Annotated in this window: 35 protein-coding genes and 1 pseudogene; 2 read left to right on the top strand and 34 right to left on the bottom strand. The window is 63.9% G+C overall.

The window, feature by feature from the left end; all coding sequences use genetic code 11:
- The first annotated feature begins 14 nt into the window (after positions 1-14).
- On the top strand, positions 15-1637 hold the full coding sequence (locus BIZ42_RS13185) for an amidase (protein ID WP_070426692.1): 1623 nt from the start codon (positions 15-17) through the stop codon (positions 1635-1637).
- Positions 1638-1723: 86 nt separating this feature from the next.
- Here the strand turns inward: BIZ42_RS13185 and BIZ42_RS13180 are convergent, their stop codons facing one another.
- Together BIZ42_RS13180 and BIZ42_RS13175 are read right to left on the bottom strand one after the other, a co-directional pair.
- Complete coding sequence (locus tag BIZ42_RS13180) at positions 1724-2863, bottom strand: mechanosensitive ion channel domain-containing protein (protein WP_046272405.1); 1140 nt, start codon at positions 2861-2863, stop codon at positions 1724-1726.
- Between the two features lie 110 nt (positions 2864-2973).
- A pseudogene (locus BIZ42_RS13175) lies at positions 2974-4314 on the bottom strand (3-deoxy-7-phosphoheptulonate synthase class II); the annotation flags it as partial.
- 263 nt (positions 4315-4577) lie between these two features.
- Here BIZ42_RS13175 and BIZ42_RS13170 point away from each other — a divergent pair.
- Positions 4578-6704, top strand: a complete 2127-nt coding sequence (locus BIZ42_RS13170; protein WP_070426691.1) for a TonB-dependent receptor — start codon at positions 4578-4580, stop codon at positions 6702-6704.
- Between the two features lie 114 nt (positions 6705-6818).
- On the opposite strand, the gene BIZ42_RS13165 is transcribed toward BIZ42_RS13170, so the two are convergent.
- From BIZ42_RS13165 to rpsL, 32 genes are all read right to left on the bottom strand, one after another.
- Positions 6819-7328, bottom strand: a complete 510-nt coding sequence (locus tag BIZ42_RS13165; protein ID WP_070426690.1) for a disulfide bond formation protein B — start codon at positions 7326-7328, stop codon at positions 6819-6821.
- Positions 7329-7739: 411 nt separating this feature from the next.
- Positions 7740-8126, bottom strand: coding sequence for a 50S ribosomal protein L17 (rplQ, locus tag BIZ42_RS13160; protein WP_019186166.1), 387 nt, complete (start codon positions 8124-8126; stop codon positions 7740-7742).
- A gap of 201 nt (positions 8127-8327) precedes the next feature.
- Positions 8328-9326: a DNA-directed RNA polymerase subunit alpha gene (gene rpoA / locus BIZ42_RS13155; RefSeq protein WP_019186165.1), complete on the bottom strand. Its 999-nt coding sequence runs from the start codon at positions 9324-9326 to the stop codon at positions 8328-8330.
- Between the two features lie 54 nt (positions 9327-9380).
- Positions 9381-10010, bottom strand: coding sequence for a 30S ribosomal protein S4 (rpsD, locus tag BIZ42_RS13150; RefSeq protein WP_019186164.1), 630 nt, complete (start codon positions 10008-10010; stop codon positions 9381-9383).
- 14 nt (positions 10011-10024) lie between these two features.
- Complete coding sequence (gene rpsK / locus BIZ42_RS13145) at positions 10025-10414, bottom strand: 30S ribosomal protein S11 (RefSeq protein WP_017355427.1); 390 nt, start codon at positions 10412-10414, stop codon at positions 10025-10027.
- 12 nt (positions 10415-10426) lie between these two features.
- Positions 10427-10783, bottom strand: a complete 357-nt coding sequence (rpsM, locus tag BIZ42_RS13140; protein ID WP_019186163.1) for a 30S ribosomal protein S13 — start codon at positions 10781-10783, stop codon at positions 10427-10429.
- 345 nt (positions 10784-11128) lie between these two features.
- Positions 11129-12484: a preprotein translocase subunit SecY gene (secY, locus tag BIZ42_RS13135; protein ID WP_019186162.1), complete on the bottom strand. Its 1356-nt coding sequence runs from the start codon at positions 12482-12484 to the stop codon at positions 11129-11131.
- A gap of 3 nt (positions 12485-12487) precedes the next feature.
- Complete coding sequence (gene rplO, locus BIZ42_RS13130; protein ID WP_019186161.1) at positions 12488-12931, bottom strand: 50S ribosomal protein L15; 444 nt, start codon at positions 12929-12931, stop codon at positions 12488-12490.
- Positions 12932-12935: 4 nt separating this feature from the next.
- Positions 12936-13127: a 50S ribosomal protein L30 gene (rpmD, locus tag BIZ42_RS13125; protein ID WP_019186160.1), complete on the bottom strand. Its 192-nt coding sequence runs from the start codon at positions 13125-13127 to the stop codon at positions 12936-12938.
- Positions 13120-13659: a 30S ribosomal protein S5 gene (rpsE, locus tag BIZ42_RS13120; RefSeq protein ID WP_019186159.1), complete on the bottom strand. Its 540-nt coding sequence runs from the start codon at positions 13657-13659 to the stop codon at positions 13120-13122. The genes rpmD and rpsE overlap by 8 nt, the downstream gene beginning before the upstream one ends.
- Positions 13660-13817: 158 nt before the next feature.
- Complete coding sequence (gene rplR, locus BIZ42_RS13115; RefSeq protein WP_019186158.1) at positions 13818-14171, bottom strand: 50S ribosomal protein L18; 354 nt, start codon at positions 14169-14171, stop codon at positions 13818-13820.
- Positions 14172-14202: 31 nt separating this feature from the next.
- Positions 14203-14730 (bottom strand): 50S ribosomal protein L6, encoded by a 528-nt coding sequence (gene rplF, locus BIZ42_RS13110; protein ID WP_070426689.1) that lies wholly within the window; start codon positions 14728-14730, stop codon positions 14203-14205.
- Between the two features lie 18 nt (positions 14731-14748).
- Positions 14749-15147 (bottom strand): 30S ribosomal protein S8, encoded by a 399-nt coding sequence (gene rpsH, locus BIZ42_RS13105; protein ID WP_019186156.1) that lies wholly within the window; start codon positions 15145-15147, stop codon positions 14749-14751.
- 263 nt (positions 15148-15410) lie between these two features.
- Entirely contained in the window at positions 15411-15716 is a 306-nt protein-coding gene (gene rpsN, locus BIZ42_RS13100) for a 30S ribosomal protein S14 (protein ID WP_019186155.1), read from the bottom strand.
- Between the two features lie 18 nt (positions 15717-15734).
- Positions 15735-16277 carry a 50S ribosomal protein L5 gene (rplE, locus tag BIZ42_RS13095; protein WP_019186154.1) on the bottom strand — a complete coding sequence of 181 codons (543 nt, stop codon included), beginning with the start codon at positions 16275-16277 and terminating at the stop codon, positions 15735-15737.
- An 11-nt stretch (positions 16278-16288) separates the two neighbouring features.
- Positions 16289-16606: a 50S ribosomal protein L24 gene (gene rplX, locus BIZ42_RS13090; protein ID WP_017355416.1), complete on the bottom strand. Its 318-nt coding sequence runs from the start codon at positions 16604-16606 to the stop codon at positions 16289-16291.
- A 16-nt stretch (positions 16607-16622) separates the two neighbouring features.
- Positions 16623-16991, bottom strand: a complete 369-nt coding sequence (gene rplN, locus BIZ42_RS13085) for a 50S ribosomal protein L14 (RefSeq protein ID WP_019186153.1) — start codon at positions 16989-16991, stop codon at positions 16623-16625.
- A gap of 13 nt (positions 16992-17004) precedes the next feature.
- Positions 17005-17274, bottom strand: a complete 270-nt coding sequence (gene rpsQ / locus BIZ42_RS13080; RefSeq protein ID WP_019186152.1) for a 30S ribosomal protein S17 — start codon at positions 17272-17274, stop codon at positions 17005-17007.
- Between the two features lie 11 nt (positions 17275-17285).
- Positions 17286-17471 carry a 50S ribosomal protein L29 gene (rpmC, locus tag BIZ42_RS13075; RefSeq protein WP_019186151.1) on the bottom strand — a complete coding sequence of 62 codons (186 nt, stop codon included), beginning with the start codon at positions 17469-17471 and terminating at the stop codon, positions 17286-17288.
- A complete protein-coding gene (rplP, locus tag BIZ42_RS13070; RefSeq protein WP_019186150.1) occupies positions 17471-17884 on the bottom strand; it encodes a 50S ribosomal protein L16 in 414 nt (137 codons plus the stop codon). The genes rpmC and rplP overlap by 1 nt, the downstream gene beginning before the upstream one ends.
- 5 nt (positions 17885-17889) lie before the next feature.
- Complete coding sequence (gene rpsC, locus BIZ42_RS13065; protein ID WP_019186149.1) at positions 17890-18624, bottom strand: 30S ribosomal protein S3; 735 nt, start codon at positions 18622-18624, stop codon at positions 17890-17892.
- Between the two features lie 17 nt (positions 18625-18641).
- Positions 18642-18977 (bottom strand): 50S ribosomal protein L22, encoded by a 336-nt coding sequence (gene rplV / locus BIZ42_RS13060; protein ID WP_017355410.1) that lies wholly within the window; start codon positions 18975-18977, stop codon positions 18642-18644.
- Positions 18978-18989: 12 nt separating this feature from the next.
- On the bottom strand, positions 18990-19259 hold the full coding sequence (gene rpsS / locus BIZ42_RS13055; RefSeq protein WP_019186148.1) for a 30S ribosomal protein S19: 270 nt from the start codon (positions 19257-19259) through the stop codon (positions 18990-18992).
- 6 nt (positions 19260-19265) lie between these two features.
- The gene (gene rplB / locus BIZ42_RS13050) at positions 19266-20093 is read right to left on the bottom strand and encodes a 50S ribosomal protein L2 (protein ID WP_017355408.1); all 828 of its coding nucleotides are present in this window, start codon (positions 20091-20093) and stop codon (positions 19266-19268) included.
- Between the two features lie 10 nt (positions 20094-20103).
- Entirely contained in the window at positions 20104-20403 is a 300-nt protein-coding gene (gene rplW / locus BIZ42_RS13045) for a 50S ribosomal protein L23 (RefSeq protein WP_019186147.1), read from the bottom strand.
- Positions 20400-21005 carry a 50S ribosomal protein L4 gene (gene rplD / locus BIZ42_RS13040; RefSeq protein WP_019186146.1) on the bottom strand — a complete coding sequence of 202 codons (606 nt, stop codon included), beginning with the start codon at positions 21003-21005 and terminating at the stop codon, positions 20400-20402. Before rplD ends, rplW begins: the two co-directional genes overlap by 4 nt.
- A gap of 12 nt (positions 21006-21017) precedes the next feature.
- Positions 21018-21668 (bottom strand): 50S ribosomal protein L3, encoded by a 651-nt coding sequence (gene rplC / locus BIZ42_RS13035; protein ID WP_019186145.1) that lies wholly within the window; start codon positions 21666-21668, stop codon positions 21018-21020.
- A gap of 11 nt (positions 21669-21679) precedes the next feature.
- Positions 21680-21991 (bottom strand): 30S ribosomal protein S10, encoded by a 312-nt coding sequence (rpsJ, locus tag BIZ42_RS13030; RefSeq protein WP_010341589.1) that lies wholly within the window; start codon positions 21989-21991, stop codon positions 21680-21682.
- A gap of 333 nt (positions 21992-22324) precedes the next feature.
- On the bottom strand, positions 22325-23515 hold the full coding sequence (tuf, locus tag BIZ42_RS13025) for an elongation factor Tu (protein WP_019186113.1): 1191 nt from the start codon (positions 23513-23515) through the stop codon (positions 22325-22327).
- Between the two features lie 53 nt (positions 23516-23568).
- Complete coding sequence (fusA, locus tag BIZ42_RS13020) at positions 23569-25710, bottom strand: elongation factor G (RefSeq protein WP_019186123.1); 2142 nt, start codon at positions 25708-25710, stop codon at positions 23569-23571.
- A gap of 136 nt (positions 25711-25846) precedes the next feature.
- Positions 25847-26314, bottom strand: a complete 468-nt coding sequence (gene rpsG / locus BIZ42_RS13015) for a 30S ribosomal protein S7 (RefSeq protein WP_019186122.1) — start codon at positions 26312-26314, stop codon at positions 25847-25849.
- Between the two features lie 12 nt (positions 26315-26326).
- Positions 26327-26701 (bottom strand): 30S ribosomal protein S12, encoded by a 375-nt coding sequence (rpsL, locus tag BIZ42_RS13010; RefSeq protein WP_017356008.1) that lies wholly within the window; start codon positions 26699-26701, stop codon positions 26327-26329.
- Positions 26702-26782: the final 81 nt, after the last annotated feature.

Raw genomic sequence — 26782 nt, 5'->3', positions numbered from 1 at the left:
TCGGGGGGACAGGCATGCGCCTGACACTGACATCACTGATGCTCATCGCACTGGCCGGCTGCAGCCCGGGCCCGGCGCCCCTGCACGCCCGTGAGTCGCCTGCCGCGGCACCGCCCACCAGCGCGCCGATTCCCTTCGCCTACGCCGAAGCCGACATCGCCGATCTGCAGGCGCGCATGGCCAGCGGCGAGCTGGACAGCGTCACCCTGGCCCGCGCCTACCTGGACCGCATCGCCCGCCTCGACCGCGCCGGCCCGCGCCTGCGCGCGGTCATCGAGCTCAATCCGGACGCACTGCGCGAGGCCGCCCAACTGGACGCCGAGCGCCGCCGGGGCCAGCTCCGCGGCCCGCTGCACGGCATCCCGGTGCTGCTCAAGGACAACATCGGCGCCAGCCCCATGAGTACCACTGCCGGCTCGCTCGCACTGGAAGGCTTCCGCCCCGACGATGCGTTCCTGGTCAAGCGGCTGCGCGCGGCCGGCGCGCTGATCCTGGGCAAGACCAACCTGAGCGAATGGGCCAACTTCCGCTCCAGCCAATCGGTCTCTGGCTGGAGCGCGCGTGGCGGACAGACCCGCAACCCGTATCGACTCAGCCACAGCCCCTGCGGCTCCAGCAGCGGCAGTGCGGTGGCGGTGTCGGCCAATCTGGCGGTGGCGGCGATCGGCACGGAAACCGATGGCAGCATCGTCTGCCCGGCCGCCGTCAACGGCGTGGTCGGGCTGAAACCGACCGTCGGCCTGGTCAGCCGCGAAGGCATCCTCCCTATCTCCTTCAGCCAGGACACCGCCGGCCCGATGGCGCGCAGCGTCGCCGATGCGGCGGCCCTGCTGACCGCCATGGCCGGCCGCGACGAGGCCGACCCGGCCACCGCGACCATGCCCGGGCGCGCGGTCTACGACTACACCTCCCGCCTGAACGCCGATGGCCTGCGCGGCGCGCGGGTCGGCGTGCTGTATGGCGACCTGATGCAGAAGCCAGGCATCGCCCCGGCCCTGCAGCATGCCGTGGCCGTGCTGCGCGACGCCGGCGCCACCGTGGTACCGGTGCAGCTGCCGACCCAGGGCCAGTGGCAGGACGCCGAACGCATCGTGCTGATGCACGAGTTCAAGGCGGGGCTGCAGCGCTACTTCACCACCTACCAGGCCCCGGTGCGCAGCCTGGAGGACGTGATCGCCTGGAACCGGCAGCACGCGGGCAAGGAGCTGGCGCTGTTCGACCAGGACCTGATGGAAACCGCCGCCACCATGGGCGGGCCGGGCACCCCGGCGTACATCCGCGCACGCAGTGACGCACGCCGCCTGGCCGGCCCCGAGGGCATCGATGCGGTGCTGCGCGAGCAGAAACTGGATGCGCTGGTGGCCCCGACCACCGGCGTGGCCTGGCCGATCCGGCCGGGCAGTGGCGATGACTTCCCGGGCGAGAGCTACAGCGCTGCCGCCGTGGCCGGCTACCCGAGCCTGACCGTTCCGATGGCGCACGTGAATGGCCTGCCGCTGGGCCTGCTGTTCATGGGCACCGCGTGGAGCGAACCGCGCCTGATCGAACTGGGCTACGCCTACGAGCAGCGCACGCGGGCGCGCCGCCCACCACGCTTCCAGACCGACAGTCTGCTGACGAACGGCGTCGCGCCCTGACGGGCGTGTACCGAGCAACGGTCGGTACCTACCCGATAACGTACGCCCGGCACAGGGTCCATGCGTTTGCCGGCCGGCGGCCGGCACTACCGGGATGCATCGCCGGGGTCCGGCAGGATCGCCGGCTCACCATCCTCGGCCCCGGGCGAACGCACATCCTCGGCCGGCTGCGAGCGCGGCCGGCGCGTGGGCGTCACTTCCTGGTTGAGCTCGGCACGGGTGCGCGGCAGCGCCTGCGGATGCTCGCGCGCCAGGAAATCGAGCATCCGCTCGCGCACGATGCAGCGCAGATCGAATGCATCGCCGGAGTTGCGCGCGCTCACCAGCAGGCGCACCTGCAGGGTGTGCTCGCTGGTTTCGGTCACCTGGGTTACGCAGACCTGGCCGTCCCACAGTGCCTCGCCTTTGCAGATCCGCTCCAGTTCAGCGCGGATCGCCGGGATCGGCGCGGTGTAATCCAGCCACAGGAAGGCAGTGCCGAGCAGGTCCGCACTGCGCCGTGTCCAGTTCTGGAACGGGTGCTCGATGAACCACGTCAGGGGCACCACCATCCGCCGCGCATCCCAGATCCGCACCACCACGTAGCTGCTGTTGATCTCCTCCACCCGGCCCCACTCACCTTCCACGATCACCACATCGTCCAGCCGGATCGGCTGGGTCAAGGCGATCTGCAGGCCGGCGATCAGGTTGCCGAACACCGGCTTGGCCGCGATACCGGCGACCAGGCCGATGATGCCGGCCGAGGCCAGCAGCGCGGTGCCGATCTGGCGCACCATCGGGAAGGTCAGCAGGATCAGCGAGACGCCGACCAGGATGATCGCGCCCATCAGCACGCGGCTCAGCACGCGGGTCTGGGTCTGGATGCGACGCGCTTCGAGATTGTCGGCCACCTCCATCGGGTGGTCGCGCAGGATCGCCTGCTCGCCGGCAGCGACCGCGCGCACCAGCAGCCAGATGAAGCAGCCGGTCAGGCCGATATGCAGCAGGCGCAGTGACTGGTCCAGCCAACGCCCGTGCAGCGGCGTGGCTTCCAGCGCGGGAATCAGCAGCAGCAGCGGCAGCGCGAACGCCAGCGGCCGGCTGATCACGCGCGCGATGCGGGCGCGGCGGTAATCGCGGTTTTTCAAGCGCCGCGTCAACGCCATCAGCAACCACCAGCCCGTGATCCCGATCACCAGTGCGATCGAGATCGGCCATAGATACAGCGCTGCCTGCTGCCAGTCCACGGTCACTGCACGCTCCTGTGTTCTTCGCAAGGAAGTCCACAGGATACCGGTACCACCATGACCGGGGTATCAGACGAATGTAAGGTGCGTGTCGAGGACACGCCCCCGGGTCAGTCGGCGTAATGCGCCTGCTTGCGCACGATCGCCATCGCGATCTCCAGCGACTGCTCGTAGTTCAGGCGCGGATCGACGGAGGAGCGGTAGGCACGCTCCAGGTCGCGTTCGGTCAGCTCGCGGGCGCCGCCGGTGCATTCGGTCACGTCCTCCCCGGTCAGCTCCAGGTGCACGCCGCCCAACCGCGTGCCGGCCGCGGCATGCAGATCGAAGGACATCTCGACCTCGCCACGCACGTTGTCGAAACGGCGCGTCTTGTAGCCATTGCTGGTGCTCTCGGTATTGCCATGCATCGCATCGCACACCCACAGCACGCGCCGGCCATCGCGCTTGACCGCATTCAACAGCGGCGGCAGCTTCTGCGCGATCTGAGCCGCGCCCATCCGGTGGATGAAGCTCAGGCGGCCCGGTTCGTCATCGGGGTTGAGCACATCGATCAGGCGCAGCAGCTGGTCCGGCTGCACCGACGGGCCGACCTTGATCGCGATCGGATTGCGCACGCCACGCAGGTATTCCACGTGCGCGCCATCCAGCGCCGCGGTGCGCATGCCGATCCACGGGTAGTGCGTGCTCAGGTTCAACCAACCCTGCTGGCGCGGCACCTGCCGGGTCAGCGCCTGCTCGTAGGGCAGCAGCAGCGCTTCGTGCGAGGTGTAGAAGTCGATCCGGTTGAGGTTGTACACCTGCGTGCCGGACAGCGTTTCCATGAAGCGCACCGCGTCGCCGATCGAGGACACCATCTTCTGGTAATCGGTGGCCAGCGGCGAATGCCGCACCCACTCCAGGTTCCAGTACTCGGGGTGGTGCAGATCGGCGAAGCCGCCATCGATCAGCGCCCGCACGAAGTTCATCGTCATCGCCGAATGCGCATGCGCCTGCAGCATCCGGCGCGGGTCCGGCAGACGGGCAGCTTCGGTGAATTCCGGCGCATTGATCACGTCGCCGCGGTAGCTGGGCAGGGTCACGCCGTCGCGGGTTTCGGTATCGGCCGAGCGCGGCTTGGCGTACTGCCCGGCGAAACGCCCGACCCGGATCACCGGCTTGCGCATGCCGTGTACCAGCACCAGGCTCATCTGCAGCAGCACCTTGAGCCGGTTGGAGATGGTGGTGGATTCGCAGTCGCTGAAGTTCTCCGCGCAGTCACCGCCCTGCAGCAGGAAGCGCTTGCCTTCCTGGGCATCGGCCAGCTGCTGCTTGAGCGCCAGGATCTCCCAGGAGGTCACCAGCGGCGGCAGCCGCTTGAGCTCGTGCAGCGAGGCATCCAGCGCCAGCGGGTCCGGGTAGGTCGGCATCTGCAGCGCCGGCTTGCCACGCCAGCTCTCCGGCGACCAGGCAGCGTCGACGGCGGTCGCGGCGGGATCGGCTACGGGGGGGCGGACAGGCTCATCACGGACTTCCGGGGTGTGGGGCCGGTCATGGTCGCAGAGCGCGCCGCCGCCGCAAAGGGCTGGGCCGGCCTGCGTGGCTGAACACCGGTCAACGGGCGCGGCGATCGGCCAGATCGCGCATGGTCCAGCGGCCGCGGACAGGCGCATGATTTGTTACGGAGTAACACTTGCCAGGCCGGCCCCCTCCCCCTTTGCCCAGCCAAGCCATCCTCATGAAGCCCTCCCTGCTTGCTACCGGTATTGCTGTTTCCCTGGCCTTGACCGGCCTGCCCGCCCTCGCCGCCGCCCCTGCCAACACCACCCCCGCCGTGACCGATCTGGATGCCGTCACCGTCAGCGCCCAGCTCGACCAGGCGCGCAACGCCCTGTCGCCGGATATCGGCAGCAGCCAGTACCAGATCACCGCCGAAGACATCCAGAACCTGCCGCTGGGTGCCTCCACCCCGTTGAACCAGGTGCTGCTGCAGGCACCGGGCGTGGTCCAGGACTCGTACGGCGGCGTGCACGTGCGCGGCGACCACGCCAACCTCCAGTACCGCCTCAACGGCGTCCTGCTGCCCGAATCGATCTCCGGCTTCGGCCAGACCCTGGACGCCCGCGCGATCAAGAGCCTCCGCCTGATGGATGGCGCCCTGCCGGCACAGTTTGGCGAGCGCACCGCCGCCGTGGTCGACATCACCACCCGCAGCGGTGCCGAGCTGGGCAATGGCGGCAGCGCCGGCCTCACCGCCGGCTCCTACGGCAAGGTCAACCCCAACGCCTCGTGGTGGGGCAGCCAGGGCCGCTGGAGCTGGTACCTGACCGGCAACTACGACCAGGACCAGGTCGGCATGGAAAATCCCACCGCCTCGCGCCGGCCGGACCACGATGACACCCACCAGGGCAAGGCGTTCGCCGACCTGACCTACCTGGTCAATGACGCCACCCGCCTGAGCCTGTTCGCCGGCTTCTCCAACAACCGCTTCCAGATTCCGGTCAACCCCGGCCAGAGCCCGCAGTTCGGCTACCTGGATACGGTGAACGCCGACTCGGCCGCGCTGGACGAAAACCAGCGCGAGACCACCCGCTTCGGCATGCTGGTGCTGCAGGGAACAGTGGGCGACACCGCCTACCAGGTCTCGGCCGGCCAGCGCTACAGCGACCTGTCCTTCGACCCGGACCTCGCCGGCGACCTCATCTTCAACGGCGTGGCCTCGCAGGTGGAGCGCAGCAATCGCGCCAACAGCGTGCAGGCCGATTTCTCCACGCCGCTGGGTGAGAACCACACGCTACGCTATGGCCTGTACGTCAACGCCGAGCGCGCCCGCGCCGGCAGCGACACCTGGGTCTTCCCGGTCGATGCCGACGGCCAGCAGGCCAGCACGACGCCGCTGCGCATCCTCGACGCCAACGCCTTCAACGCCACCACCACGGCTGTCTACCTGCAGGACGAATGGCGCCTGGGCGACGACTGGACGATCAACTACGGCCTGCGCGGCGACCGCTACAAGGCCTTCGGTGGCACCGAGGGCCAGCTCAGCCCGCGCCTGGGCGTGGTCTGGAACGCCAGCGACAGCACCACCGTGCACGCCGGCTACTCGCGCTACTTCACCCCGCCGGCCAGCGAACTGGTGGCCAGCAGCGACATCGCCCTCTATGAGGGCACCACCAACCAGCAACCGGCCGGCGGCAGCACGATCCCGCTGTCCGAGCGCAGCGATTACTTCGACATCGGCGTCTCCCAGCAGATCGGCGATCACCTCACCCTGGGCCTGGACGCCTATGACCGCAAGGTCGACCGGCTGCAGGACGAAGGCCAGTTCGGCGCCGCCTACATCTACTCGACCTTCAACTATCGCTACGGGCATATCCACGGGTTGGAATTCAGCGCCGACTACAGCAATGGCCCGCTCAGCGCCTACGTCAACGCGGCCTACAACAAGGCCATGGGCAAGCAGGTCATCACCGGCCAGTACAACCTCGATCCCGAGGCACTGGCCTACGTCCAGAACAACTGGATCCATCTGGACCACGATCAGAAACTGACCTCGTCCGGCGGTATTAGCTACGCCTTCGCCGGCCACAACCGTCTTGGCGCCGACTACGTCTTCGGAAGCGGCCTGCGCTCGGATGCCGACGGCATCCCCAACGGCGGCGAACTCCCGGCCTACCTGCAGCTCAACCTCAGCGCCGGCCACGACTTCAACGCCGATAGCGGCCACCCGCTGCACGCACAGCTCGCGCTGGTCAACGCCCTGGATCGCAGCTACCAACTGCGCGACGGCGGCGGCATCGGCGTCTTCGCCCCGCAGTGGGGTCCCCGCCGCGGCGCCTACCTCAGCCTGCAGCAGGACTTCTGACCTGAGCGAGGAAGCCCTGCCGTCTGATCAGCTCAGGAGCATCCCTGCCTGATCGCAGCACCCGGCCTGGCCGCCAGACGCGCGCCAGGTCGGGTAGCTGACGTGAAACCGGCCTCAGTGGCGACGACGCGCCCGGAACGCCGTCACCAGCGCCCACACCGCCAAGGCCGCGAACCACACCAGGCTCCACATCGGCATCGTCAGGCCCAGGAACTGCCAATCGATGTTGCCGCAGTTGCCGGTACCGGTCAGCACGGTGCGGAACACCTCGAACGGCCCCATCGTCTCACTGAGGAAACTCAGCGGCGGCCCACAGCTCGAGCCCATGTCCTGCGGCAGCAGCTGCACATACACGTGGCGACCGGCAATGCCGATACCCACCGCCGCCGCGATGAAGGCCAGCACCCCATACGTCTTCCGCCCGGCCGGATCCCGCGGACCATGCAGCGCCCCGATCAGGAACAACAGCCCCAGCGCCGCGAACGCAATCCGCTGGAAAATGCACAACGGACACGGCTCCAGCCCCATCTTCAACTGCAGGAAGATCGCATACCCCAACAGTGCCGCGCAGACCAGAAACCCCAACAGGAACTGGGCGCGGAAACTCCAACGCAATGGATTCATTGCCAACACTCGTGAAAGTCCAGGCGCCAAGATTAACAGGGCCGCGACCAGCCGCCACGCAGCCGCCCAACGGCCGGCTCTACCTACGCCGCGCACAGCCCCCGCTTTACCCCATGCGCACCGACCATGTGTGCAGGCGTTGGCGCGGGTGGGTTGTCGGGACCATGAGCGCCATGGATGGCGCGACATGAGCCTCCATGGACGGATTTACGGCGTGTCCCGCCAACCCACCCGCGCCGACGCCCCACCCTCGCCCGCAGCGCCATGCTCTTGCCGTGGCCGTGGCCGTGGCCGTGGCCTTGGCCTTGGCCGTGGCCTTGGCCGTGGCCTTGGCCCTTATCAACCCCGCAGAAACGGAAAAACCCGGCACAAGGCCGGGTTCTTCACCGAATAACAGGTACAGCTCGAAGATTACTCTTCGACGGCTTCAGCCACAGCAGCCGGACGATCGACCAGCTCAACATAGGCCATCGGCGCATTGTCGCCAGCGCGGAAACCGCACTTCAGCAGACGCAGGTAACCGCCCGGACGGTTCGCGTAACGCGGGCCCAGGGTGGTGAACAGATTGCCGACGGCTTCGTTGTCGCGCAGGCGAGCGAACGCCAGACGACGGTTGGCGACGGAGTCGACCTTGGCCAGGGTGATCAGCGGCTCGGCAACGCGGCGCAGTTCCTTGGCCTTGGGCAGGGTGGTCTTGATCAGCTCGTGCTTGAACAGCGACGCGGCCATGTTCTTGAACATTGCTTCGCGATGGGCGCTGGTGCGGTTGAACTTGCGACCGGACTTCATATGACGCATGACGGTGATTCCTGAAGTGAATGTTGGATCGGTTGGGTATCGCTGTCGCCATCCTGGCGTTGCTGCTTGGACTGCGGATGGTCCGGTGCCAGCCGTCCTGGCTGGCCGTCACCGCAGGCTATCGACCTGTCGGTGCGGGGTGTTGCCGGTGAAGCCCCCGCACCCGAAGGTGCGGGGTAAAGCATCTTGCGTAGCGCTGGATCAGCCGAGCATGCCGTGCTGGGCGACACCGGCCGGCGGCCAGTTCTCCAGCTTCATGCCGAGCGAAAGGCCGCGCTGTGCGAGGACTTCCTTGATCTCGGTCAGCGACTTCTTGCCGAGGTTCGGGGTCTTGAGCAGCTCCACTTCGGTCTTCTGGATCAGATCGCCGATGTAATAGATGCTCTCTGCCTTGAGGCAGTTGGCCGAACGCACGGTCAGTTCCAGGTCGTCGATCGGGCGCAGCAGCACCGGATCCACGCCATTGTTGGCCGGCTTGGCCGCACCGCGGTCGCGGTGGGTGAAGTCACCGAAGACCGACAGCTGATCGCTGAGGATGTCGGCGGCAGTGCGCACGGCTTCCTCGGCATCGATCGTGCCGTTGGTTTCGATGTCCAGCACCAGCTTGTCCAGATCGGTACGCTGTTCAACGCGGGCCGCTTCCACCGAATAGGCGACGCGACGGACCGGCGAGAACGAGGCGTCCAGGACCAGACGGCCGATGGCACGGGTCTCTTCATCCGGACGACGACGCGCGGCCGCCGGCTGGTAGCCGAAACCACGCTCGATCTTCAGACGCATATTGATTGCCGTGTCCTTGGTCAGGTGGCAAATGATATGGTCGTTGTTGAGGACTTCGACGTTGTGGTCCAGCTTGATATCAGCAGCGGTCACGACACCCGGACCCTGCTTGGACAGCGACAACGTAGCGTTGTCACCGGTATGCATGCGGATGGCCACGTCCTTCAGGTTGAGCAGGACTTCCAGCACGTCCTCCTGCAAGCCTTCGAGCGTGGTGTACTCGTGCAGTACGCCATCGATTTCGACTTCCGTGATGGCGAAGCCCGGGATGGACGACAGCAGCACGCGACGCAGGGCGTTGCCCAGCGTATGCCCGTAACCACGCTCCAAGGGTTCGATGACGACCTTGGCGCGGGTATCGGTAAGGCGTTCGATCTGCGGACCGCGAGGACGCAGAACCTGGTTGGCGGTAACCGTCATGTTGCGGGTTCTCCTGCGAACCTCCGGTGTGACCCGGAGGTTCTCCAATGTGAATTACTTCGAATACAACTCGACGATCAGCGCTTCGTTGATATCCGCAGGCAGGTCCGAACGATCCGGCACGGCCTTGAAGATGCCGGCGAACTTGCCGGAATCAACTTCAACCCACGACGGACGCAGGTCATGCGTGGCAGACACGGTCAGGGCTTCCTGAACGCGCAGCTGCTTGGCAGCCTTCTCGGACAGAGCGACGGCGTCGCCAGCCTTGACCTGGTACGAAGCCAGGTTGACCGACTTGCCGTTCACGGTGACGCCGCGGTGCGAGACCAGCTGACGGGCAGCCGGACGGGTCACAGCGAAGCCCATGCGATAGACGACGTTGTCCAGACGGGTTTCCAGCAACTGCAGCAGGTTCTCGCCGGTGTTGCCCTTCTTGGTCGAGGCCTTCTTGTAGTAGTTGCGGAACTGACGCTCCAGCAGACCGTAGATACGCTTGACCTTCTGCTTTTCGCGCAGCTGGGTAGCGTAGTCGGACAGCTTGCCCTTACGGGCAGTGGCGCCGTGCTGGCCGGGCTTCTGCTCCAGCTTGCACTTGGAGTCCAGCGCACGGGCCGGGCTCTTGAGGGAAAGGTCGGCGCCTTCGCGGCGGGCGAGCTTACAGGTAGGACCGATATAACGAGCCATTTCTTATCGCTCCTTTAGACGCGACGCTTCTTCGGCGGACGGCACCCGTTGTGCGGGATTGGCGTCACGTCGATGATGTTGGTGATCTTGTAGCCCACGTTGTTCAGCGAGCGCACGGCCGACTCACGACCCGGACCCGGGCCCTTGATGCGGACTTCCAGGGACTTGACGCCGTAGTCGAGCGCGGCACGGCCGGCCTTCTCGGCAGCCACCTGGGCAGCGAACGGGGTGGACTTACGCGAACCGCGGAAGCCAGCGCCACCGGAGGTCGCCCACGACAGAGCGTTGCCCTGACGGTCGGTGATGGTCACGATGGTGTTGTTGAAAGAAGCATGGACGTGGGCGACGCCGTCAGTGACGACGCGCTTGATCTTCTTCTTGGTCTTAGCGACGGGCTTAGCCATTTCTTAGGTCCCTTACTTCCTGATCGCCTTGCGCGGGCCCTTGCGGGTGCGGGCGTTGGTACGGGTGCGCTGGCCACGAAGCGGCAGACCGCGACGGTGACGCAGACCGCGGTAGCAGCCCAGGTCCATCAGGCGCTTGATCGCGATACCGATTTCACGGCGCAGATCGCCTTCCACGATGTACTTGCCGACTTCGAGACGCAGACGCTCGATTTCCGGCTCCGACAGATCGCGGATCTTGGTGGTCGAGGTCACGCCTGCGGCGTCGCAGACCTTCTTCGAACGGGTACGGCCGATGCCGTAAATGCTTTGCAACCCGACCCAGACGTGCTTCTGGGCTGGCAGGTTGACGCCTGCAATACGCGCCATGACGCGGTTCTCCAGCTGAGTGATGGCCGACAGCGCACCATGGGCGCGCCAATCCGGCAGGATGGATCAAAAAAGTGAACTAGCGATTCTATCAAGGTCTCGGTTTACTGGGAAGCCCGTGGAACCTTGAGGTTCCATGGACCCGGCGTGGGGAGTGTGCCCATGCTCCGGCGCCGGATGTCGTTGACTGCAGAGGTTGCCCTCGCCGCCGCCCGCGCTACTCCCGCGCGGGACCACCACATCACACCCCCACCCGAAACCGCTGCAGGGGCCGCCCTTCGATTTGGAAGGCCAGTCCGGGAACCGGAGGGCCTTCACAACAAGAAGACTAGTGTAACAGGTCAATCAGCCGCGGGCAAAACCGCCGCGGTTGCCGCCCTTCAGGTTGGCCTTCTTCAACAGGCTCTCATACTGGTGCGACATCAGGTGCGCCTGGATCTGGGCGATGAAGTCCATCACCACCACCACCACGATCAGCAGCGAGGTGCCGCCGAAGTAGAACGAGGCGCCCAGCTGGGTGCGCAGGATTTCCGGCAGCAGGCAGACAATCACCAGGTACAGCGAACCGGCAGCCGTCAGGCGGGTCAGCACGGCATCCACGTAGTCGGCGGTGGCCTTGCCCGGACGGATGCCCGGAATCAGCGCGCCCGACTTCTTCAGGTTGTCGGCGGTTTCCTGCGAGTTGAACACCAGCGCGGTGTAGAAGAACGCAAAGCCACTGATCAGCGCAGCGAACACGATCATGTGCAGCGGCTCGCCCGGCCCGAGGGCGTTGGCGACCTTCTGCAGCCACGTGGCCGAGCTGGCCTGGCCGGACCACATCGCCAGCGTCGTCGGGAACGCCAGGATGCTCGAGGCGAAGATGGCCGGGATCACGCCCGCCATGTTCAGCTTCAGCGGCAGGAACGAGGTCTGGTTCATGTACGCGTTGCGGCCGCCCTGGCGACGTGCGTAGTTCACCGTGATGCGGCGTTGGCCGCGCTCGACGAACACCACGAAGTAGGTGAAGGCCAGCACCACCAGCACGATCAGCAGCAGGGCGATGAAGCTCATGTTGCCGTCGCGGTAGGCTTCCACGGTGTGGATGACCGCGCCCGGCAGGCCGGCCACGATGCCGGCGAAGATGATCAGCGACACACCGTTGCCGATGCCGCGCTCGGTGACCTGCTCACCGACCCACATCAGGAAGATGGTACCGGCGGTCAGCGCGACGATGGCGGTGAGCACGAAGCCCATGCCCGGTGCGTAGACGACCGGGGCACCGCCCGGGGAGACCTGGTTCTGCAGCGCCAGCGCAATGCTGCCGCCCTGCACCACCGCCAGCAACACGGCGCCGATGCGGGAATATTGGGTGATCTTGCGACGACCCGATTCACCTTCCTTCTGCATCGATTTCAATGCCGGGAAGATGTGGACCGCCAGCTGCATCACGATGGATGCCGAGATGTACGGCATCACGTTCAGCGCGAAAATGCTGAAACGGTGCAGGGCGCCGCCCGAGAACATGTTGAACATGTCCACGATGCCGCCGCCCTGCGCCTGCATGAGCGCAAGCATGGCATCGGGATTGACGCCAGGCACCGGCACATAACAGCCGATGCGATAGACGATCAATGCCCCGATGACGAACAGCAGGCGCTGGCGGAGTTCCGTGAACTTGCCGAGCCCGCCGCCGAGGTTACCAATGCCAGCTTGCGCCATGTCTTACTCCTGTACGCTGCCGCCGGCAGCTTCGATCGCGGCCTTGGCACTGGCCGTTGCAGCGACGCCCTTCAGGGTGAAGGCCTTGGTCAGGTCACCCTTCATGACGATCTTGGCACGCTTGGCGGTGCTCGGGACCAGCTTGGCAGCGCGCAGCGCGGCAAAGTCGATCTCGCCGGCTTCCAGGCGTTCCAGCTGGTAGGACAGCACTTCAGCGGTGTCCTTGGCGATCTTGGAACGGAAACCGACCTTCGGCAGACGACGCTGCATGGGGGTCTGGCCGCCTTCGAAGCCTGCCTTGATCTTGCCGCCACCCTTACGGGCGAACGAACCCTTGTGGCCGCGGCCGCAGGTCTTGCCCAGGCCGGAGCCGATACCACGACCGACGCGGGTGCGCTCTTTACGAGCGCCCGGTGCCGGGCTCAATTCATTCAGATGCATGGTCATTGGATTATTCCTCAACCTTGACGAGGTAGTGGACCTTGTTGATCAGGCCGCGAACCTGCGGGCTGTCCTTCAGTTCACGCACATCGTTGAGCTTGTTCAGGCCCAGGGCACGCACCGACAGGCGGTGACGCGACTGGGTGCCACGCAGGCCAGCCACCAGGCGGACCTTGACGGTCTTGACGGTTTCATTAGCCATGGTTGAGATCCTCCACCTTCTTGCCGCGCTTGGCCGCGATGCGGACCGGCGACTGCATTTCGGTCAGACCCTTCAGCGTGGCGCGGACCAGGTTGATCGGGTTACGCGAACCGACGGCCTTGGCCAGCACGTTCTTGACGCCAACGGCTTCCAGGACGGCGCGCATGGCACCACCGGCAATCACACCGGTACCTTCGGAGGCCGGCATCATGAACACGCGGGCTGCGCCGTGGCCGGACTTCACCGGGTGCCACAGGGTGCCGTTGTTCAGATCGACGGTGGCCAGGTTCTTGCGAGCCTGTTCCATCGACTTCTGGATCGCGACCGGCACTTCACGCGCCTTGCCGTAACCGAAGCCGACCTTGCCTGCGCCGTCACCGACCACGGTCAGTGCGGTGAAGGTGAACTGGCGGCCGCCCTTGACGGTCTTGCTGACGCGGTTGACCGCGACCAGCTTTTCGATCATGCCGTCGTCGACTTTCTCTTCGCGGCGATCGCGATCGCGACCCCGCTGCTGACGTTCTTCTGCCATGTTGATTCCTTGATTGATTGAGTATGTACGGCTCAGGGCCGCTTATAGCTGTGAGATGGAGCGGTGATTCGAGCGCCCCTGCAGAAGAAGGACGTCGCCCGGCGCAACCCGCGCCGGCAGGCAGGCGGAAGCGGGGACCAGCCCCGCTTCCTTATCCCTTAGAACTGCAGGCCGCCTTCGCGGGCTGCATCAGCCAGTGCCTTGATGCGGCCGTGGTAGCGGTAGCCCGAGCGGTCGAAAGCGACCTTCTCGATGCCCGCAGCCTTGGCGCGCTCGGCGACCAGCTTGCCAACCTTGGCGGCGGCGTCGCTGTTCTTGCCGTTCTTCAGGCCTTCCTTGACGTCGGCCTGGGTGGTGTTGGCAGCTGCCAGCACCTTGGAGCCGTCGGCGGTGAAGACCTGGGCGTACAGGTGCTGGCCGGTGCGCAGCACCGACAGACGCGGCACGCCGAGCACACGGATGTGGGCACGGGTCGACTTGGCACGACGCAGACGAGCGATGTTCTTGTTCATGATCTTTTTCCTTGAAAGCTGAGGGCGTGAGTTACGCCTTCTTGGCTTCCTTACGAATGATGACTTCGCCGGCGTACTTCACACCCTTGCCCTTGTAGGGCTCCGGCGGACGGAAGCCACGGATCTTGGCGGCAACTTCGCCAACGCGCTGCTTGTCGGTGCCCTGGACCAGCACTTCGGTCTGGGTCGGGGTCGAAATGGTGATGCCTTCCGGCGCCACGAACAGGACCGGATGCGAGAACCCGAGCGACAGGTTCAGGTCCTTGCCCTGCATGGCGGCACGGTAACCGACGCCGACCAGCTCGAGCTTGCGCTCGAAGCCTTCGGTCACGCCGTGGACCATGTTGGCCAGGATGGCGCGCACGGTGCCGGTGAGGGCGACCAGCGAGGCATCGTTGGCGGCCAGGGTGGCAACGCCGTTGTCGACAGTGATTTCAACGCCAGCAACCTTGGTAAGCGACAGGGTGCCCTTCGGGCCCTTCACGCTGACGGATTCCGGCTGGATGTTCAGTTCAACGCCCTTGGGCAGGTTGACTGGCTTCTTGGCTACGCGGGACATAGTTGTTTCCTTCTCGCCTTAGGCCACGAAGCACAGGACTTCGCCGCCGACGCCCAACTGGCGCGCCTGCGCATCAGTCATGATGCCTTTGGAGGTGGAGATGATGGAGATACCCAGGCCGTTGAGGACCTTCGGCAGCTCGGACTTGCCACGGTACTGGCGCAGACCCGAACGCGAGAAGCGCTTCAGGGTCTCGATGACCGGCTTGCCTTCGAAATACTTCAGGACGATTTCAAGCTCGGCCTTGTTGTTCTCGATCTTGGTCACGCGCAGATCGGTGATGTAGCCTTCGGCCTTCAACACCTCTGCGATTGCCACCTTGATCTTGGACGACGGTGCTTTCACCGTCTGCTTGCCAACCGCGGCCGCATTCTTGATGCGTACCAGCAGATCGGCGATGGGATCAGTCATGCTCATAGTCGATACCTTTGAGTGCACCGATATCCGCTTTCGCGAAAATCTTGTGTCTACCTGGGATGGGCCAGGGCCCTTGTTGCCTGTTCAGCGGACCAACGGCCCGCTCTACGCCAGCCCCCGTGACGGAGCAAGACGCGGGAGTATACGGCAAAAAGAGCCCGACTTGCGTCGGGCTCCCTTAATCCGGGATCAGGGCCGGAAAACCGACCCCTCTCCCCTGCCCCGTGCCGTGAAGGCGCGCGGCAGTGGAAGGGACGAATCCCTTACCAGCTGGCCTTGCGCAGGCCCGGCACGTCGCCACGCATGGTGGCTTCACGCAGCTTGTTACGGCCCAGGCCGAACTTGCTGTACACGCCACGCGGGCGGCCCGAGAGCTCGCAACGGTTGCGGTGACGGCTCGGCGACGAGTCGCGCGGCAGCTTCTGCAGCTTGATGACGGCCTCGGCCTTTTCGTCGTACGACGCGGTCGTGCTGGAGATGATCTTCTTCAGCTCTTCACGCTTGCCGGCGTACTTGACGGCCAGCTTCGCACGCTTGAGGTCGCGGTTGACCATGGAGGTCTTTGCCATTTCGGATTCCTCGACGTATCAGTTACGGAACGGGAACTTGAACGCTGCGAGCAGCGCCTTCGCTTCCGCATCGGTCTTGGCGGTGGTGGTGATGGCGATATCCATGCCGCGGATCGCGTCGACAGCGTCGAAGTCGATTTCCGGGAAGATGATCTGTTCCTTCACACCCATGTTGAAGTTGCCGCGACCGTCGAAGGAACGACCCGAGACACCACGGAAGTCGCGCACGCGCGGCAACGAGATGTTGATCAGACGGTCCATGAACTCGTACATCTTTTCACGACGCAGCGTGGTCTTGCAGCCGATCGGCCAACCATCGCGGATCTTGAACGATGCCACCGAGACGCGGGACTTGGTCACGATCGGCTTCTGACCGGAGACCTTGGCCATATCGGCGACGGCATTTTCCAGGATCTTCTTGTTCGTGGCTGCTTCGCCGACACCCATGTTCAGGGTGACCTTGACCAGCTTCGGAACCTGCATCGGATTGGTGTAGCCGAACTGCTTCATCAGCGCCGGCACCACTTCTTCCTTGTAAAACTTTTCGAGACGGGAATTCATCAGCTCATTCCTCAGGCGTCGAGCGCCTCACCGCTGGAGCGGAACACACGCAGTTTGCGTCCATCCTCCAGCACCTTGAAGCCAACGCGCTCGCCCTTGCCCGAAGCCGGGTTCAGCACATTCACGTTGGAGATATGGATCGACGCTTCACGCTCGACCACGCCGCCGGCAACGCCTGCCTGCGGGTTCGGCTTGGTGTGGCGCTTGACGATGTTCACGTTGGCGACGATCACACGATCGCCGTCGACGCGGACGACTTCGCCCTGCTTGCCCTTGTCCTTGCCGGTGTTGACGACGACCTGGTCGCCCTTCTTGATACGGTTAGCCATGATTATCTCCTGGCGCTCACAGAACTTCGGGAGCGAGCGAGACGATCTTCATGAACTTCTCGGAACGAAGTTCACGGGTCACCGGTCCGAAGATGCGGGTGCCGATCGGCTCTTGCTTGTTGTTGAGCAGGACCGCGGCGTTGCCGTCGAAACGGATCAGCGAGCCGTCGGCGCGACGCACACCCTTGCGGGTACGCACCACGACGGCGTCATACACTTCACCCTTCTTGACTTTGCCGCGCGGGATTGCGTCCTTCACGGTGACCTTGATGATGTCGCCGATGTGGGCATAACGGCGCTTGGAACCACCCAGCACCTTGATGCACATCAGTTCCTTGGCACCGGAGTTGTCCGCGGCGTCGAGGTAGCTCTGCATCTGGATCATGATTCAGATCTCCTTATTCAGCCGCACGCGTGATGACTTCCACCACGCGCCAGTTCTTGGTCTTGGACATCGGAGCAATCTCGGCCACGCGCACGACATCACCTTCGTTGCAGGTGTTGTCGGCGTCGTGTGCGTGCAGCTTGGTCGAACGCTTGATGTACTTGCCGTACAGGGCGTGCTTGACCAGGCGCTCCACCAACACGGTGACCGTCTTGTCCATCTTGTTGCTGACGACACGGCCTTCGACCGTGCGCAGCGTCTTGCTGTCGTTGTTATCGCTCATCGCGGCCATCCTTACTTGGTGCTGCCGAGCAGGGTCTTGACGCGAGCGATCTCGCGACGAACCCGGCGGGTTTCGTGGGTCTTCGGCAGCTGGCCAGTGACCTGCTGCATACGGAGCGAGAACTGCTCCTTACGCAGGTCGATCAGGTGGCTCTTCAGGTCGTCAGCCGACTTTTCGCGAAGTTGTTTGATATCCATCAGAGCACCGTCCGGGTCACGAAAGTGGTGGTCACGGAGAGCTTGGCGGCAGCCAGGCGGAACGCCTCACGTGCCACGTCTTCCGCGACGCCTTCGATTTCATAGATCATGCGGCCGGGCTGGATCTGGGCTACCCAGTACTCCACGTTGCCCTTACCAGAACCCATTCGGACTTCGATGGGCTTCTTGGTGATCGGCTTGTCGGGGAACACTCGGATCCACATCTTGCCGCCGCGCTTGACGTAGCGGCTGATCGAGCGGCGGGCCGCTTCGATCTGACGCGCGGTCAGCTGACCATGAGCGGTTGCCTTCAGGCCGTACTCGCCGAAGCTGACGGCGTTGCCGCTCCAGCTCAGACCATCGTTACGGCCCTTGTGTACCTTGCGGTATTTGGTTCGCTTGGGTTGCAACATTGTCGTTACCTCGCTTCACGAGCCGGGCGCGACGGACGGTCACCGCGGTCGCCGCGATCGTTACGATCGTTGCGCGGGGAGTCGTCCTGCTTTTCCTGGCCAACCTGGGAGAAATCGAAGACTTCGCCCTTGTAGATCCAGACCTTGATGCCGATGATGCCGTAGGTCGTCTTGGCTTCAGCGAAGCCATAGTCGATGTCGGCACGCAGCGTATGCAGCGGCACGCGGCCTTCGCGGTACCACTCCGAACGGGCGATTTCCGCGCCGTTCAAGCGGCCACCGACGTTGACCTTGATGCCCAGGGCACCGAGGCGCATCGCGTTGCCGACCGAGCGCTTCATCGCGCGGCGGAACATGATGCGACGCTCCAGCTGCTGCGCGATCGACTCGGCAACCAGCTGTGCGTCCAGCTCGGGTTTACGCACTTCGGTGACGTTGATGTGCGCCGGGACGCCCATCATTTCGCTCACTTCCTTGCGCAGCTTCTCGATGTCCTCACCGCGCTTGCCGATCACCACGCCCGGACGGGCGGTGTGGATCGTCACGCGAGCGGTCTTTGCCGGACGCTCGATCAGGATCTTGCTGATGCCGGCCTGCGCAAGCTTCTTGCGCAGCATGTCCCGCACCTTCAGGTCGGCTGCCAGATAACCAGCGAACTCGGCCTTGTTGGCGTACCACTTGGAGTTCCAGTCCTTGGAAATGCCGAGGCGGATACCAATCGGATGAACTTTATGACCCATGGTGTTTTCCTTTCCGCTTACTTGCCGGCGCCCACAACCACAGTGATGTGGCTGGTGCGCTTGAGGATGCGGGTGCCGCGGCCTTTCGCCCGCGCCATGAAACGCTTCAGGGTCGGACCTTCATCTACCATGATGGTCTGTACCTTCAGCTCGTCGACGTCGGCGCCCTGGTTGTTCTCGGCGTTTGCAATAGCCGACTCCACCACCTTCTTGATCAGGTGGGCAGCCTTCTTGTCCGAGAACTTCAGCAGGTTGACCGCACGCTCGGCCGGCAGGCCACGCACCTGGTCAGCGACCAGGCGGGCTTTCTGCGCAGAGATGCGCGCGGAGCGCAGGATGGCTTTCGCTTCCATTGTCATCTCTCCTTACTTGCCCGACTTCTTGTCACCACCGTGACCCTTGAAGGTCCGGGTGATGGCAAATTCGCCGAGCTTGTGGCCGACCATGTTCTCGTTGACGAGCACCGGAACGTGGTTCTTACCGTTATGAACGGCGATGGTGACGCCTACCATTTCCGGCAGGATCATCGAACGGCGCGACCAGGTCTTGATCGGCTTCTTGCTACCCGCAGCGGCTTCCACCTTCTTGATGAGGTGGTGATCGACAAACGGGCCCTTCTTGAGTGAACGTGCCATGGTCGATTAGCCCCTACGATCGCGGACGATGAATTGCTGGGTGCGCTTGTTATGGCGCGTCTTGTAACCCTTGGTCGGGACACCCCACGGGGTGACCGGATGCGGGTTGCCCTGGCCGGCCTTCGCCTCACCACCACCGTGCGGATGGTCAACCGGGTTCATGGCAGCACCACGAACGGTCGGGCGGACACCACGCCAGCGCTTGGCGCCAGCCTTGCCCAGCTTTTCCAGGTTGTGTTCGTCGTTACCGACTTCACCGATGGTGGCGCGGCACTCGACCGGCACCTTGCGCATTTCACCCGAGCGCAGGCGCAGGGTGGCGTAGATGCCTTCACGAGCGACGAGCTGCACGGCAGCGCCGGCGGCACGCGCGATCTGTGCACCCTTGCCCGGCTTCAGTTCGATGCCGTGGACAGTGGTACCGACCGGGATGTTGCGCAGCGGCAGGGTGTTGCCGGTCTTGATCGGCGCATCCGAACCCGCGATCACCTGGTCACCGGCCTTCAGGCCCTTCGGTGCGATGATGTAGCGGCGTTCGCCGTCGACGTAGCACAGCAGGGCGATATGGGCGGTGCGGTTCGGATCGTATTCGATGCGTTCCACGCGCGCCGGAATGCCTTCCTTGTTGCGCTTGAAGTCGATGACACGGTAGTGCTGCTTGTGACCACCACCCACGTGACGGGTGGTGATGCGGCCGTGGTGGTTACGACCACCGGACTTGCTCTGCGGCTCCAGCAGCGCGGCATGCGGCGCGCCCTTGTGCAGATCGGGCGTGACCACGCGCACGGCCGAACGGCGGCCGGGAGAAGTGGGTTTGAATTTCATCAATGGCATGGGATGGACCTCAGGCCTTGGCCGTTACATCGATGGACTGGCCATCGGCGAGACGCACGTACGCCTTGCGCCAATCGCCGCGGCGGCCGGTGCGGTTACGGAAGGACTTGTTCTTGCCCTTCACGTTCAGCACGTTGACCGACTCGACCTTGACGTCGAACAGCTGCTCGACCGCGGCCTTTACATCGGCCTTGGTGGCTTCGTTCGAAACTTCGAAGACATACTGGTTGGAATGTTCCTGCAGGCGCGCGGTCTTTTCGGAGACTCGCGGAGCGCGCAGCACGCTGAAGACTTTTTCGTTGCTGCTCATGCCAGCCACTCCTCGACCTTCTTGACCGCATCAGCGGTGATGACGACCGTGTCGGCACCGACCAGCGACACCGGGTCCAGGCCCTGCACGTCACGCACTTCCACGTAGGGAATGTTGCGGGCCGACAGGTACAGGTGCTCGGAAGCATCTTCGGTGACGATCAGCGGACGCTTGCCCACTTCCAGGCCGGCCAGCTTGGCGATCAACGACTTGGTGTTGGTCGCTTCGACATCGAAGGACTCCACGATCGTCAGACGGCCCTGGCGGTTCAGCTCGGACAGGATCGCGCACATGGCTGCACGGTACTGCTTACGGTTGACCTTCTGCTCGAAGCTGCGCGGCTTGGCCGCGAAGGTGACACCGCCGCCGATGAAGATCGGAGCCGTCAGTGCGCCATGACGCGCGCCGCCGCCCTTCTGCTTCTTCGACTTCTTGGTGGTACCAGCCACTTCAGAGCGAGTCTTCTGTGCCTTGGTGCCGGCGCGACCGGCGTTGCGGTAAGCAACGACGACCTGGTGAACCAGATCTTCGCTGAAATCGCGACCGAACACGGCATCGGAGACCGAGACCTTGTTGTTGCTACCCGTGATAACGAGTTCCATCGTCATCTCTCCTTATGCCTTGCTAGCCGGACGAACGATCACGTCACCACCCGCTGCGCCCGGAACGGCACCACGGATCGCGATCAGACCACGCTCGACATCGACCTTCACCACTTCCAGGTTCTGGGTGCTCTGCTGCACCGAACCCATGTGGCCGGACATCTTCTTACCCGGGAAAACGCGACCCGGGGTCTGGCGCTGGCCCAAGGAACCCGGCGCGCGATGCGACAGCGAGTTACCGTGGGTTGCATCGCCCATACGGAAGTTGTAGCGCTTGATGGTGCCCTGGAAGCCCTTACCCTTGGTGACACCCTGGACGTCGACCTTCTGGCCAACTTCAAAGATGTCCGCCTTGACTTCGCCGCCGACGGCGAAATCGCCGAGCTGCGCGTCTTCAACGCGGAATTCCCACAGGCCACGGCCCGCGTCGACCTTCGCCTTGGCGAAGTGACCGGCTTCCGGCTTGTTGACCAGGGCAGCGCGACGCGCGCCGACGGTCACCTGCACGGCGCTGTAGCCGTCAGCTTCGACGGTCTTGATCTGCGCGATGCGGTTCGGGGTGGCTTCAATCAGGGTTACCGGGATGGCCTGGCCATCTTCGGTGAACACGCGGCTCATGCCAGCCTTGCGGCCCACGAAGCCCAACGAATATTTCTTCGTCATGGTCGTAGTCCTCAGGTCAGCTTGATCTGAACGTCGACGCCGGCAGCCAGTTCGAGCTTCATCAGCGCGTCCACGGTCTTGTCGTTCGGGTCAACGATATCGAGCACGCGCTTGTGCGTGCGGGTCTCGTACTGGTCACGCGCGTCTTTGTCGACGTGCGGGGAGACGAGAATGGTGTAACGCTCGATCTTGGTCGGCAGGGGGATCGGGCCACGCACTTGCGCGCCGGTCCGCTTTGCCGTTTCTACGATCTCGCTGGCCGAACGGTCGATCAAACGATGATCGAACGCCTTCAGCCGAATCCGGATCTTTTGGTCCGCCATGACGGTGGGTTCCTTCGTTAAAAGAGCGACGGACAAGGCCTCTGGGTTGCCTTGTCCCATGAATATCCTGAATGCAGACGCCGCACATTCCTGCGCGGCGACAAGATCTTTCCGTAGACCTCAAAAATCGAGGCAGACCGGTTTCCCGATCTGCCCAGACAAAAAGTATAGCGCGCATACAAGTTGGCAGTCAACAGGGTCACTGTTGACAAAGCCTGAATGGCGCGACCCTTCCTGGTCTGGGGAACACGAGGAGCATCCTGCGCCTCTTTTCCCATTTAATTACGCCCCGATGCCCTACCCAGGCAACATCGGGGCGCAGATTCTAGCAGATTACTCGAGGATCTTGGAGACCACGCCGGCGCCGACGGTACGACCGCCTTCACGGATGGCGAAGCGCAGGCCTTCGTCCATGGCCACCGGGTTGATCAGGGTGACAACCATCTTCACGTTGTCGCCCGGCATCACCATTTCCACACCTTCCGGCAGTTCGCAAGCGCCGGTGATGTCGGTGGTACGGAAGTAGAACTGCGGACGGTAGCCCTTGAAGAACGGGGTGTGGCGGCCGCCTTCGTCCTTGGACAGGACGTAGACTTCGGCGTCGAACTTGGTGTGCGGCTTGATCGAACCCGGCTTGGCCAGGACCTGGCCACGCTCGACGTCGTCACGCTTGGTGCCGCGCAGCAGCAGACCGGCGTTGTCACCTGCCTGACCCTGGTCCAGCAGCTTGCGGAACATTTCCACGCCGGTCACGGTGGTCTTCTGGACCGGACGGATACCGACGATTTCGATTTCTTCGCCGACCTTGATCACGCCGCGCTCGATACGACCGGTCACCACGGTGCCGCGGCCCGAGATCGAGAACACGTCTTCCACCGGCATCAGGAAGGGCTTGTCGACGTCACGCTCCGGGGTCGGGATCCAGCTGTCGAGAGCTTCGACCAGCTTGATCACGGCCGGCACGCCGATCTCGCTCTGGTCGCCTTCCAGCGCCAGGCGGGCCGAACCCGAGATGATCGGGGTGTCGTCGCCCGGGAAGTCGTACTTGCTCAGCAGCTCGCGGACTTCCATTTCGACCAGTTCCAGCAGCTCGGCGTCATCGACCATGTCTGCCTTGTTCAGGAAGACGACGATGTACGGCACGCCGACCTGACGCGACAGCAGGATGTGCTCGCGGGTCTGCGGCATCGGGCCGTCAGCAGCGGAGCAGACCAGGATCGCGCCGTCCATCTGGGCAGCACCGGTGATCATGTTCTTGACGTAGTCAGCATGGCCCGGGCAATCGACGTGGGCGTAGTGACGAACGGTGGATTCGTATTCGACGTGCGCGGTCGAGATCGTGATGCCACGTGCCTTTTCTTCCGGCGCGGCGTCGATCGCGGAGTAATCCTTGAATTCGCCACCGAAGCGCTCGGCACCGATCTTGGTCAGTGCAGCGGTCAGCGTGGTCTTGCCGTGATCGACGTGACCGATGGTGCCGACGTTGACGTGCGGCTTGGTGCGCTCGAACTTACCCTTTGCCATTGTTGTATACCTTGGATATCAGAAAAGAATGAGGTGGAGTCCTGAGCTTATGCTCAGGACTTCTTGACCACGGCTTCGGCGATGTTCGACGGAGCCGGCTCGTAATGGTCGAATTCCATCGTGAACGTTGCACGACCCTGGGTCTGCGAACGCAGCGAGGTCGCGTAGCCGAACATTTCACCCAGCGGAATCATCGCATTGATGATTTCAGCCGAACCGTCACCGGTCACGCTCGAACCCTGCAGCATGCCGCGACGACGGCTCACGTCGCCCATCACGTCACCCTGGTAATCGCTCGGGGTCACGATCTCGACCTTCATGATCGGCTCCAGCAGGACCGGCTTGGCCTTGGAGAAGCCCTGCTTGAAGGCCATCGAGGCGGCCAGCTTGAACGCCATTTCCGAGGAGTCGACGTCGTGGTACGAGCCGAACACCAGCTTGACCTTGACGTCCACGACCGGGAAGCCCGCCAGCGGACCGCTGGTGATGGTTTCGCGCAGACCCTTTTCGATCGACGGAATGAATTCCTTCGGAATCACGCCACCGGTGATGTCGTTGATGAACAGGAAGTCGTCCTTGATCAGCGGCCCGATCTTCGGGTCGGCGCGATCTTCGGCGGTGATCGGCGACAGCTCGATCACGACGTGACCGTACTGACCCTTACCACCGGACTGCTTGGCGTGCTTGTAGTCCGACTTGACGTCCGCGGCCTGGATGGTTTCGCGGTAGGCCACCTGCGGCTTGCCGACGTTGGCTTCAACGTTGAACTCGCGCTTCATGCGGTCAACGATGATGTCCAGGTGCAGCTCGCCCATGCCCGAGATGATGGTCTGGCCGGATTCTTCGTCGGTCTTGACGCGGAACGACGGATCTTCCTGCGCCAGACGGCCCAGGGCCAGACCCATCTTTTCCTGGTCGGACTTGGTCTTCGGTTCGACGGCCATCGAGATCACCGGCTCCGGGAACACCATGCGCTCCAGGATGATCGGATGGTCCTGCGAGCACAGGGTGTCGCCGGTGGTGGTGTCCTTCAGACCCACCGCCGCGGCGATGTCACCGGCCAGCACTTCCTTGATTTCTTCGCGATCGTTGGAGTGCATCTGCAGGATGCGGCCGATGCGCTCCTTCTTGCCCTTCACCGAGTTCAGCAGCTGGTCGCCGGCGTTCAGCGTGCCCGAGTAGACACGGAAGAAGGTCAGCGCGCCGACGAACGGGTCGGTGATGATCTTGAAGGCCAGGGCCGAGAACGGCGCCTTGTCATCGGACTTGCGGCTCAGCGCAACGGTTTCATCGTCGACGTCGGTACCGGTCACGTCCGGCACGTCGATCGGCGACGGCAGCAGCTGCACCACGCCGTCCAGCATGGCCTGCACGCCCTTGTTCTTGAACGCCGAGCCGCAGTACATCGGCACGATGTCGGTGGCCAGGGTGCGCACGCGCAGGGCTTCGACGATTTCGGCCTCGGTCAGCTCTTCGCCGCCCAGGTACTTTTCCATCAGCTCTTCGCTGGCTTCAGCCGCAGCTTCGATCATGTAGGTGCGGGCCTCTTCGGCCTCCGCCTGCATGTCCGCCGGGATCTCCAGGTACTCGAACTTCATGCCCTGCGAGGCTTCATCCCAATGGATGGCCTTCATCTTGATGAGGTCGACCACGCCCTTGAAGTTGTCTTCGGCGCCGATCGGCAGCTGCATCGGGACGGCGACAGCACCCAGCTTGGCCTTCAGCTGGCCAACGACCTTGGTGAAGTTCGCGCCGGTGCGGTCCATCTTGTTGACGAACGCGATGCGCGGCACCTTGTAACGGTTGGCCTGGCGCCACACGGTTTCCGACTGCGGCTGCACGCCACCGACGGCGCACAGCACGAAGACGGCACCGTCGAGCACGCGCAGCGAGCGCTCCACTTCGATGGTGAAGTCGACGTGCCCGGGGGTGTCGATGATGTTGAAGCGGTGCTCCGGCAGGGACTTGTCCATGCCCTTCCAGAACGCGGTGGTGGCAGCGGACTGGATCGTGATGCCACGCTCCTGCTCCTGCTCCATCCAGTCCATGGTGGCAGCGCCGTCGTGCACTTCACCGATCTTGTGGCTCTTGCCGGTGTAGAACAGGATGCGCTCGGACGTGGTGGTCTTGCCGGCATCGATGTGGGCCATGATGCCGAAATTGCGGTAACGCTCGATGGGAGTGGTGCGGGCCACGGGAGCCTCTCAATTTCTTGGAATTCGGATGGCCGAACGCCGCCTTTCGGCGGCCTTCGGATTGGCGCGGCACCCCAGGTGCCGCGGGGCAGCACCTAGATGGTGCTGCCGTGCCTGTTTTGCAAGGCCGTCAAACTCACCAGCGGTAGTGCGCGAAGGCCTTGTTGGCTTCGGCCATGCGGTGGGTTTCTTCGCGCTTCTTGATGGCGCCACCACGATTTTCCGAGGCGTCCAGCAGTTCGGCAGCCAGCTTCTTCGGCATGGTGTTCTCACCACGCTTGCGCGCCGAGTCGATCAGCCAACGCATCGCCAGTGCCATCTTGCGCGAGGAACGCACTTCGACCGGCACCTGGTAGGTGGCACCACCGACGCGGCGGGACTTGACTTCGACCGACGGAGCCACGTTTTCCAGAGCCTTCTGAACCAGCTCGACGGAATTCGGGTTCTTTTCGCCGATCACGTCCATGGCACCGTAGACGATCTTTTCAGCGACCGACTTCTTGCCGCTCAGCATCACCATGTTGATGAAACGAGCGATGGTTTCACTTCCGTGCTTCGGATCCGGCAGGACAGAGCGCTGCGGCGTATTACCTTTACGAGACATGTGTACTTTCCCTTAGCTCTTCGGACGCTTGGCGCCGTACTTGGAACGGCCCTGGCGACGCTTGGCAACGCCGGAGGCGTCCAGCGAGCCACGCACGGTGTGGTAACGCACACCCGGCAGATCCTTGACGCGACCGCCACGGATCAGGACCACGGAGTGCTCCTGCAGGTTGTGGCCTTCGCCGCCGATGTAGCTAATCACTTCTTCCTGGTTGGTCAGGCGAACCTTGGCAACCTTGCGAAGCGCCGAGTTCGGCTTCTTCGGAGTGGTGGTGTACACGCGCGTGCAGACGCCACGGCGCTGGGGGCACTTATCGAGGGCCGGGGAGGCACTCTTATAAGTGGTTGCCTGCCGCGGCTTGCGGACAAGCTGATTGATCGTCGCCATCAGTATGTTCTTCTGAGAGAGGCCAATGAAAAGACTGGCCATGAATGCGGAAATGTGCGAGCAGGCGAAAGACCGGCCTGC

This window comes from Stenotrophomonas sp. LM091 (genome assembly GCF_001806305.1).
Taxonomy (GTDB): Bacteria; Pseudomonadota; Gammaproteobacteria; order Xanthomonadales; family Xanthomonadaceae; genus Stenotrophomonas; species Stenotrophomonas bentonitica_A.
This window is presented reverse-complemented; position numbering and strand designations above follow the sequence as displayed.

Bases quoted from the DNA above. Each gene is read 5' to 3' on its own strand.
- rpsS (WP_019186148.1), bottom strand. From the start codon at position 19,259: ATGGCACGTTCACTCAAGAAGGGCCCGTTTGTCGATCACCACCTCATC.
- rplB (WP_017355408.1), bottom strand. From the start codon at position 20,093: ATGCCATTGATGAAATTCAAACCCACTTCTCCCGGCCGCCGTTCGGCC.
- rplX (WP_017355416.1), bottom strand. From the start codon at position 16,606: ATGGCTAACCGTATCAAGAAGGGCGACCAGGTCGTCGTCAACACCGGC.
- rpsN (WP_019186155.1), bottom strand. From the start codon at position 15,716: ATGGCAAAGACCTCCATGGTCAACCGCGACCTCAAGCGTGCGAAGCTG.
- rpsH (WP_019186156.1), bottom strand. From the start codon at position 15,147: ATGAGCATGACTGATCCCATCGCCGATCTGCTGGTACGCATCAAGAAT.
- rpsC (WP_019186149.1), bottom strand. From the start codon at position 18,624: ATGGGTCATAAAGTTCATCCGATTGGTATCCGCCTCGGCATTTCCAAG.
- rpsG (WP_019186122.1), bottom strand. From the start codon at position 26,314: ATGTCTCGTAAAGGTAATACGCCGCAGCGCTCTGTCCTGCCGGATCCG.
- rpsM (WP_019186163.1), bottom strand. From the start codon at position 10,783: ATGGCGCGTATTGCAGGCGTCAACCTGCCAGCCCAGAAGCACGTCTGG.
- rpsE (WP_019186159.1), bottom strand. From the start codon at position 13,659: ATGGCAGAAGAACGTCAGCAGCGGGGTCGCGATCGCGATCGCCGCGAA.
- rpsL (WP_017356008.1), bottom strand. From the start codon at position 26,701: ATGGCGACGATCAATCAGCTTGTCCGCAAGCCGCGGCAGGCAACCACT.
- BIZ42_RS13185 (WP_070426692.1), top strand. From the start codon at position 15: ATGCGCCTGACACTGACATCACTGATGCTCATCGCACTGGCCGGCTGC.
- rplF (WP_070426689.1), bottom strand. From the start codon at position 14,730: ATGTCCCGCGTAGCCAAGAAGCCAGTCAACCTGCCCAAGGGCGTTGAA.
- rpmC (WP_019186151.1), bottom strand. From the start codon at position 17,471: ATGGATATCAAACAACTTCGCGAAAAGTCGGCTGACGACCTGAAGAGC.
- rplD (WP_019186146.1), bottom strand. From the start codon at position 21,005: ATGGAACTCGTTATCACGGGTAGCAACAACAAGGTCTCGGTCTCCGAT.
- rpsK (WP_017355427.1), bottom strand. From the start codon at position 10,414: ATGGCTAAGCCCGTCGCTAAGACCAAGAAGAAGATCAAGCGCGTCGTC.
- rplC (WP_019186145.1), bottom strand. From the start codon at position 21,668: ATGACGAAGAAATATTCGTTGGGCTTCGTGGGCCGCAAGGCTGGCATG.
- rplW (WP_019186147.1), bottom strand. From the start codon at position 20,403: ATGAGCAGCAACGAAAAAGTCTTCAGCGTGCTGCGCGCTCCGCGAGTC.
- rplV (WP_017355410.1), bottom strand. From the start codon at position 18,977: ATGGAAGCGAAAGCCATCCTGCGCTCCGCGCGCATCTCTGCGCAGAAA.
- rpoA (WP_019186165.1), bottom strand. From the start codon at position 9,326: ATGACGGTTACCGCCAACCAGGTTCTGCGTCCTCGCGGTCCGCAGATC.
- rplP (WP_019186150.1), bottom strand. From the start codon at position 17,884: ATGTTGCAACCCAAGCGAACCAAATACCGCAAGGTACACAAGGGCCGT.
- rpmD (WP_019186160.1), bottom strand. From the start codon at position 13,127: ATGGCTAATGAAACCGTCAAGACCGTCAAGGTCCGCCTGGTGGCTGGC.
- rpsJ (WP_010341589.1), bottom strand. From the start codon at position 21,991: ATGGCGGACCAAAAGATCCGGATTCGGCTGAAGGCGTTCGATCATCGT.
- rplR (WP_019186158.1), bottom strand. From the start codon at position 14,171: ATGAACAAGAACATCGCTCGTCTGCGTCGTGCCAAGTCGACCCGTGCC.
- rplN (WP_019186153.1), bottom strand. From the start codon at position 16,991: ATGATCCAGATGCAGAGCTACCTCGACGCCGCGGACAACTCCGGTGCC.
- rpsD (WP_019186164.1), bottom strand. From the start codon at position 10,010: ATGGCTCGTTATATCGGTCCTACCTGTAAGCTCGCCCGCCGCGAAGGC.
- tuf (WP_019186113.1), bottom strand. From the start codon at position 23,515: ATGGCAAAGGGTAAGTTCGAGCGCACCAAGCCGCACGTCAACGTCGGC.
- rplQ (WP_019186166.1), bottom strand. From the start codon at position 8,126: ATGCGTCATATGAAGTCCGGTCGCAAGTTCAACCGCACCAGCGCCCAT.
- rplE (WP_019186154.1), bottom strand. From the start codon at position 16,277: ATGAATTCCCGTCTCGAAAAGTTTTACAAGGAAGAAGTGGTGCCGGCG.
- rplO (WP_019186161.1), bottom strand. From the start codon at position 12,931: ATGACCATGCATCTGAATGAATTGAGCCCGGCACCGGGCGCTCGTAAA.
- rpsQ (WP_019186152.1), bottom strand. From the start codon at position 17,274: ATGAGCGATAACAACGACAGCAAGACGCTGCGCACGGTCGAAGGCCGT.
- BIZ42_RS13170 (WP_070426691.1), top strand. From the start codon at position 4,578: ATGAAGCCCTCCCTGCTTGCTACCGGTATTGCTGTTTCCCTGGCCTTG.
- BIZ42_RS13165 (WP_070426690.1), bottom strand. From the start codon at position 7,328: ATGAATCCATTGCGTTGGAGTTTCCGCGCCCAGTTCCTGTTGGGGTTT.
- secY (WP_019186162.1), bottom strand. From the start codon at position 12,484: ATGGCGCAAGCTGGCATTGGTAACCTCGGCGGCGGGCTCGGCAAGTTC.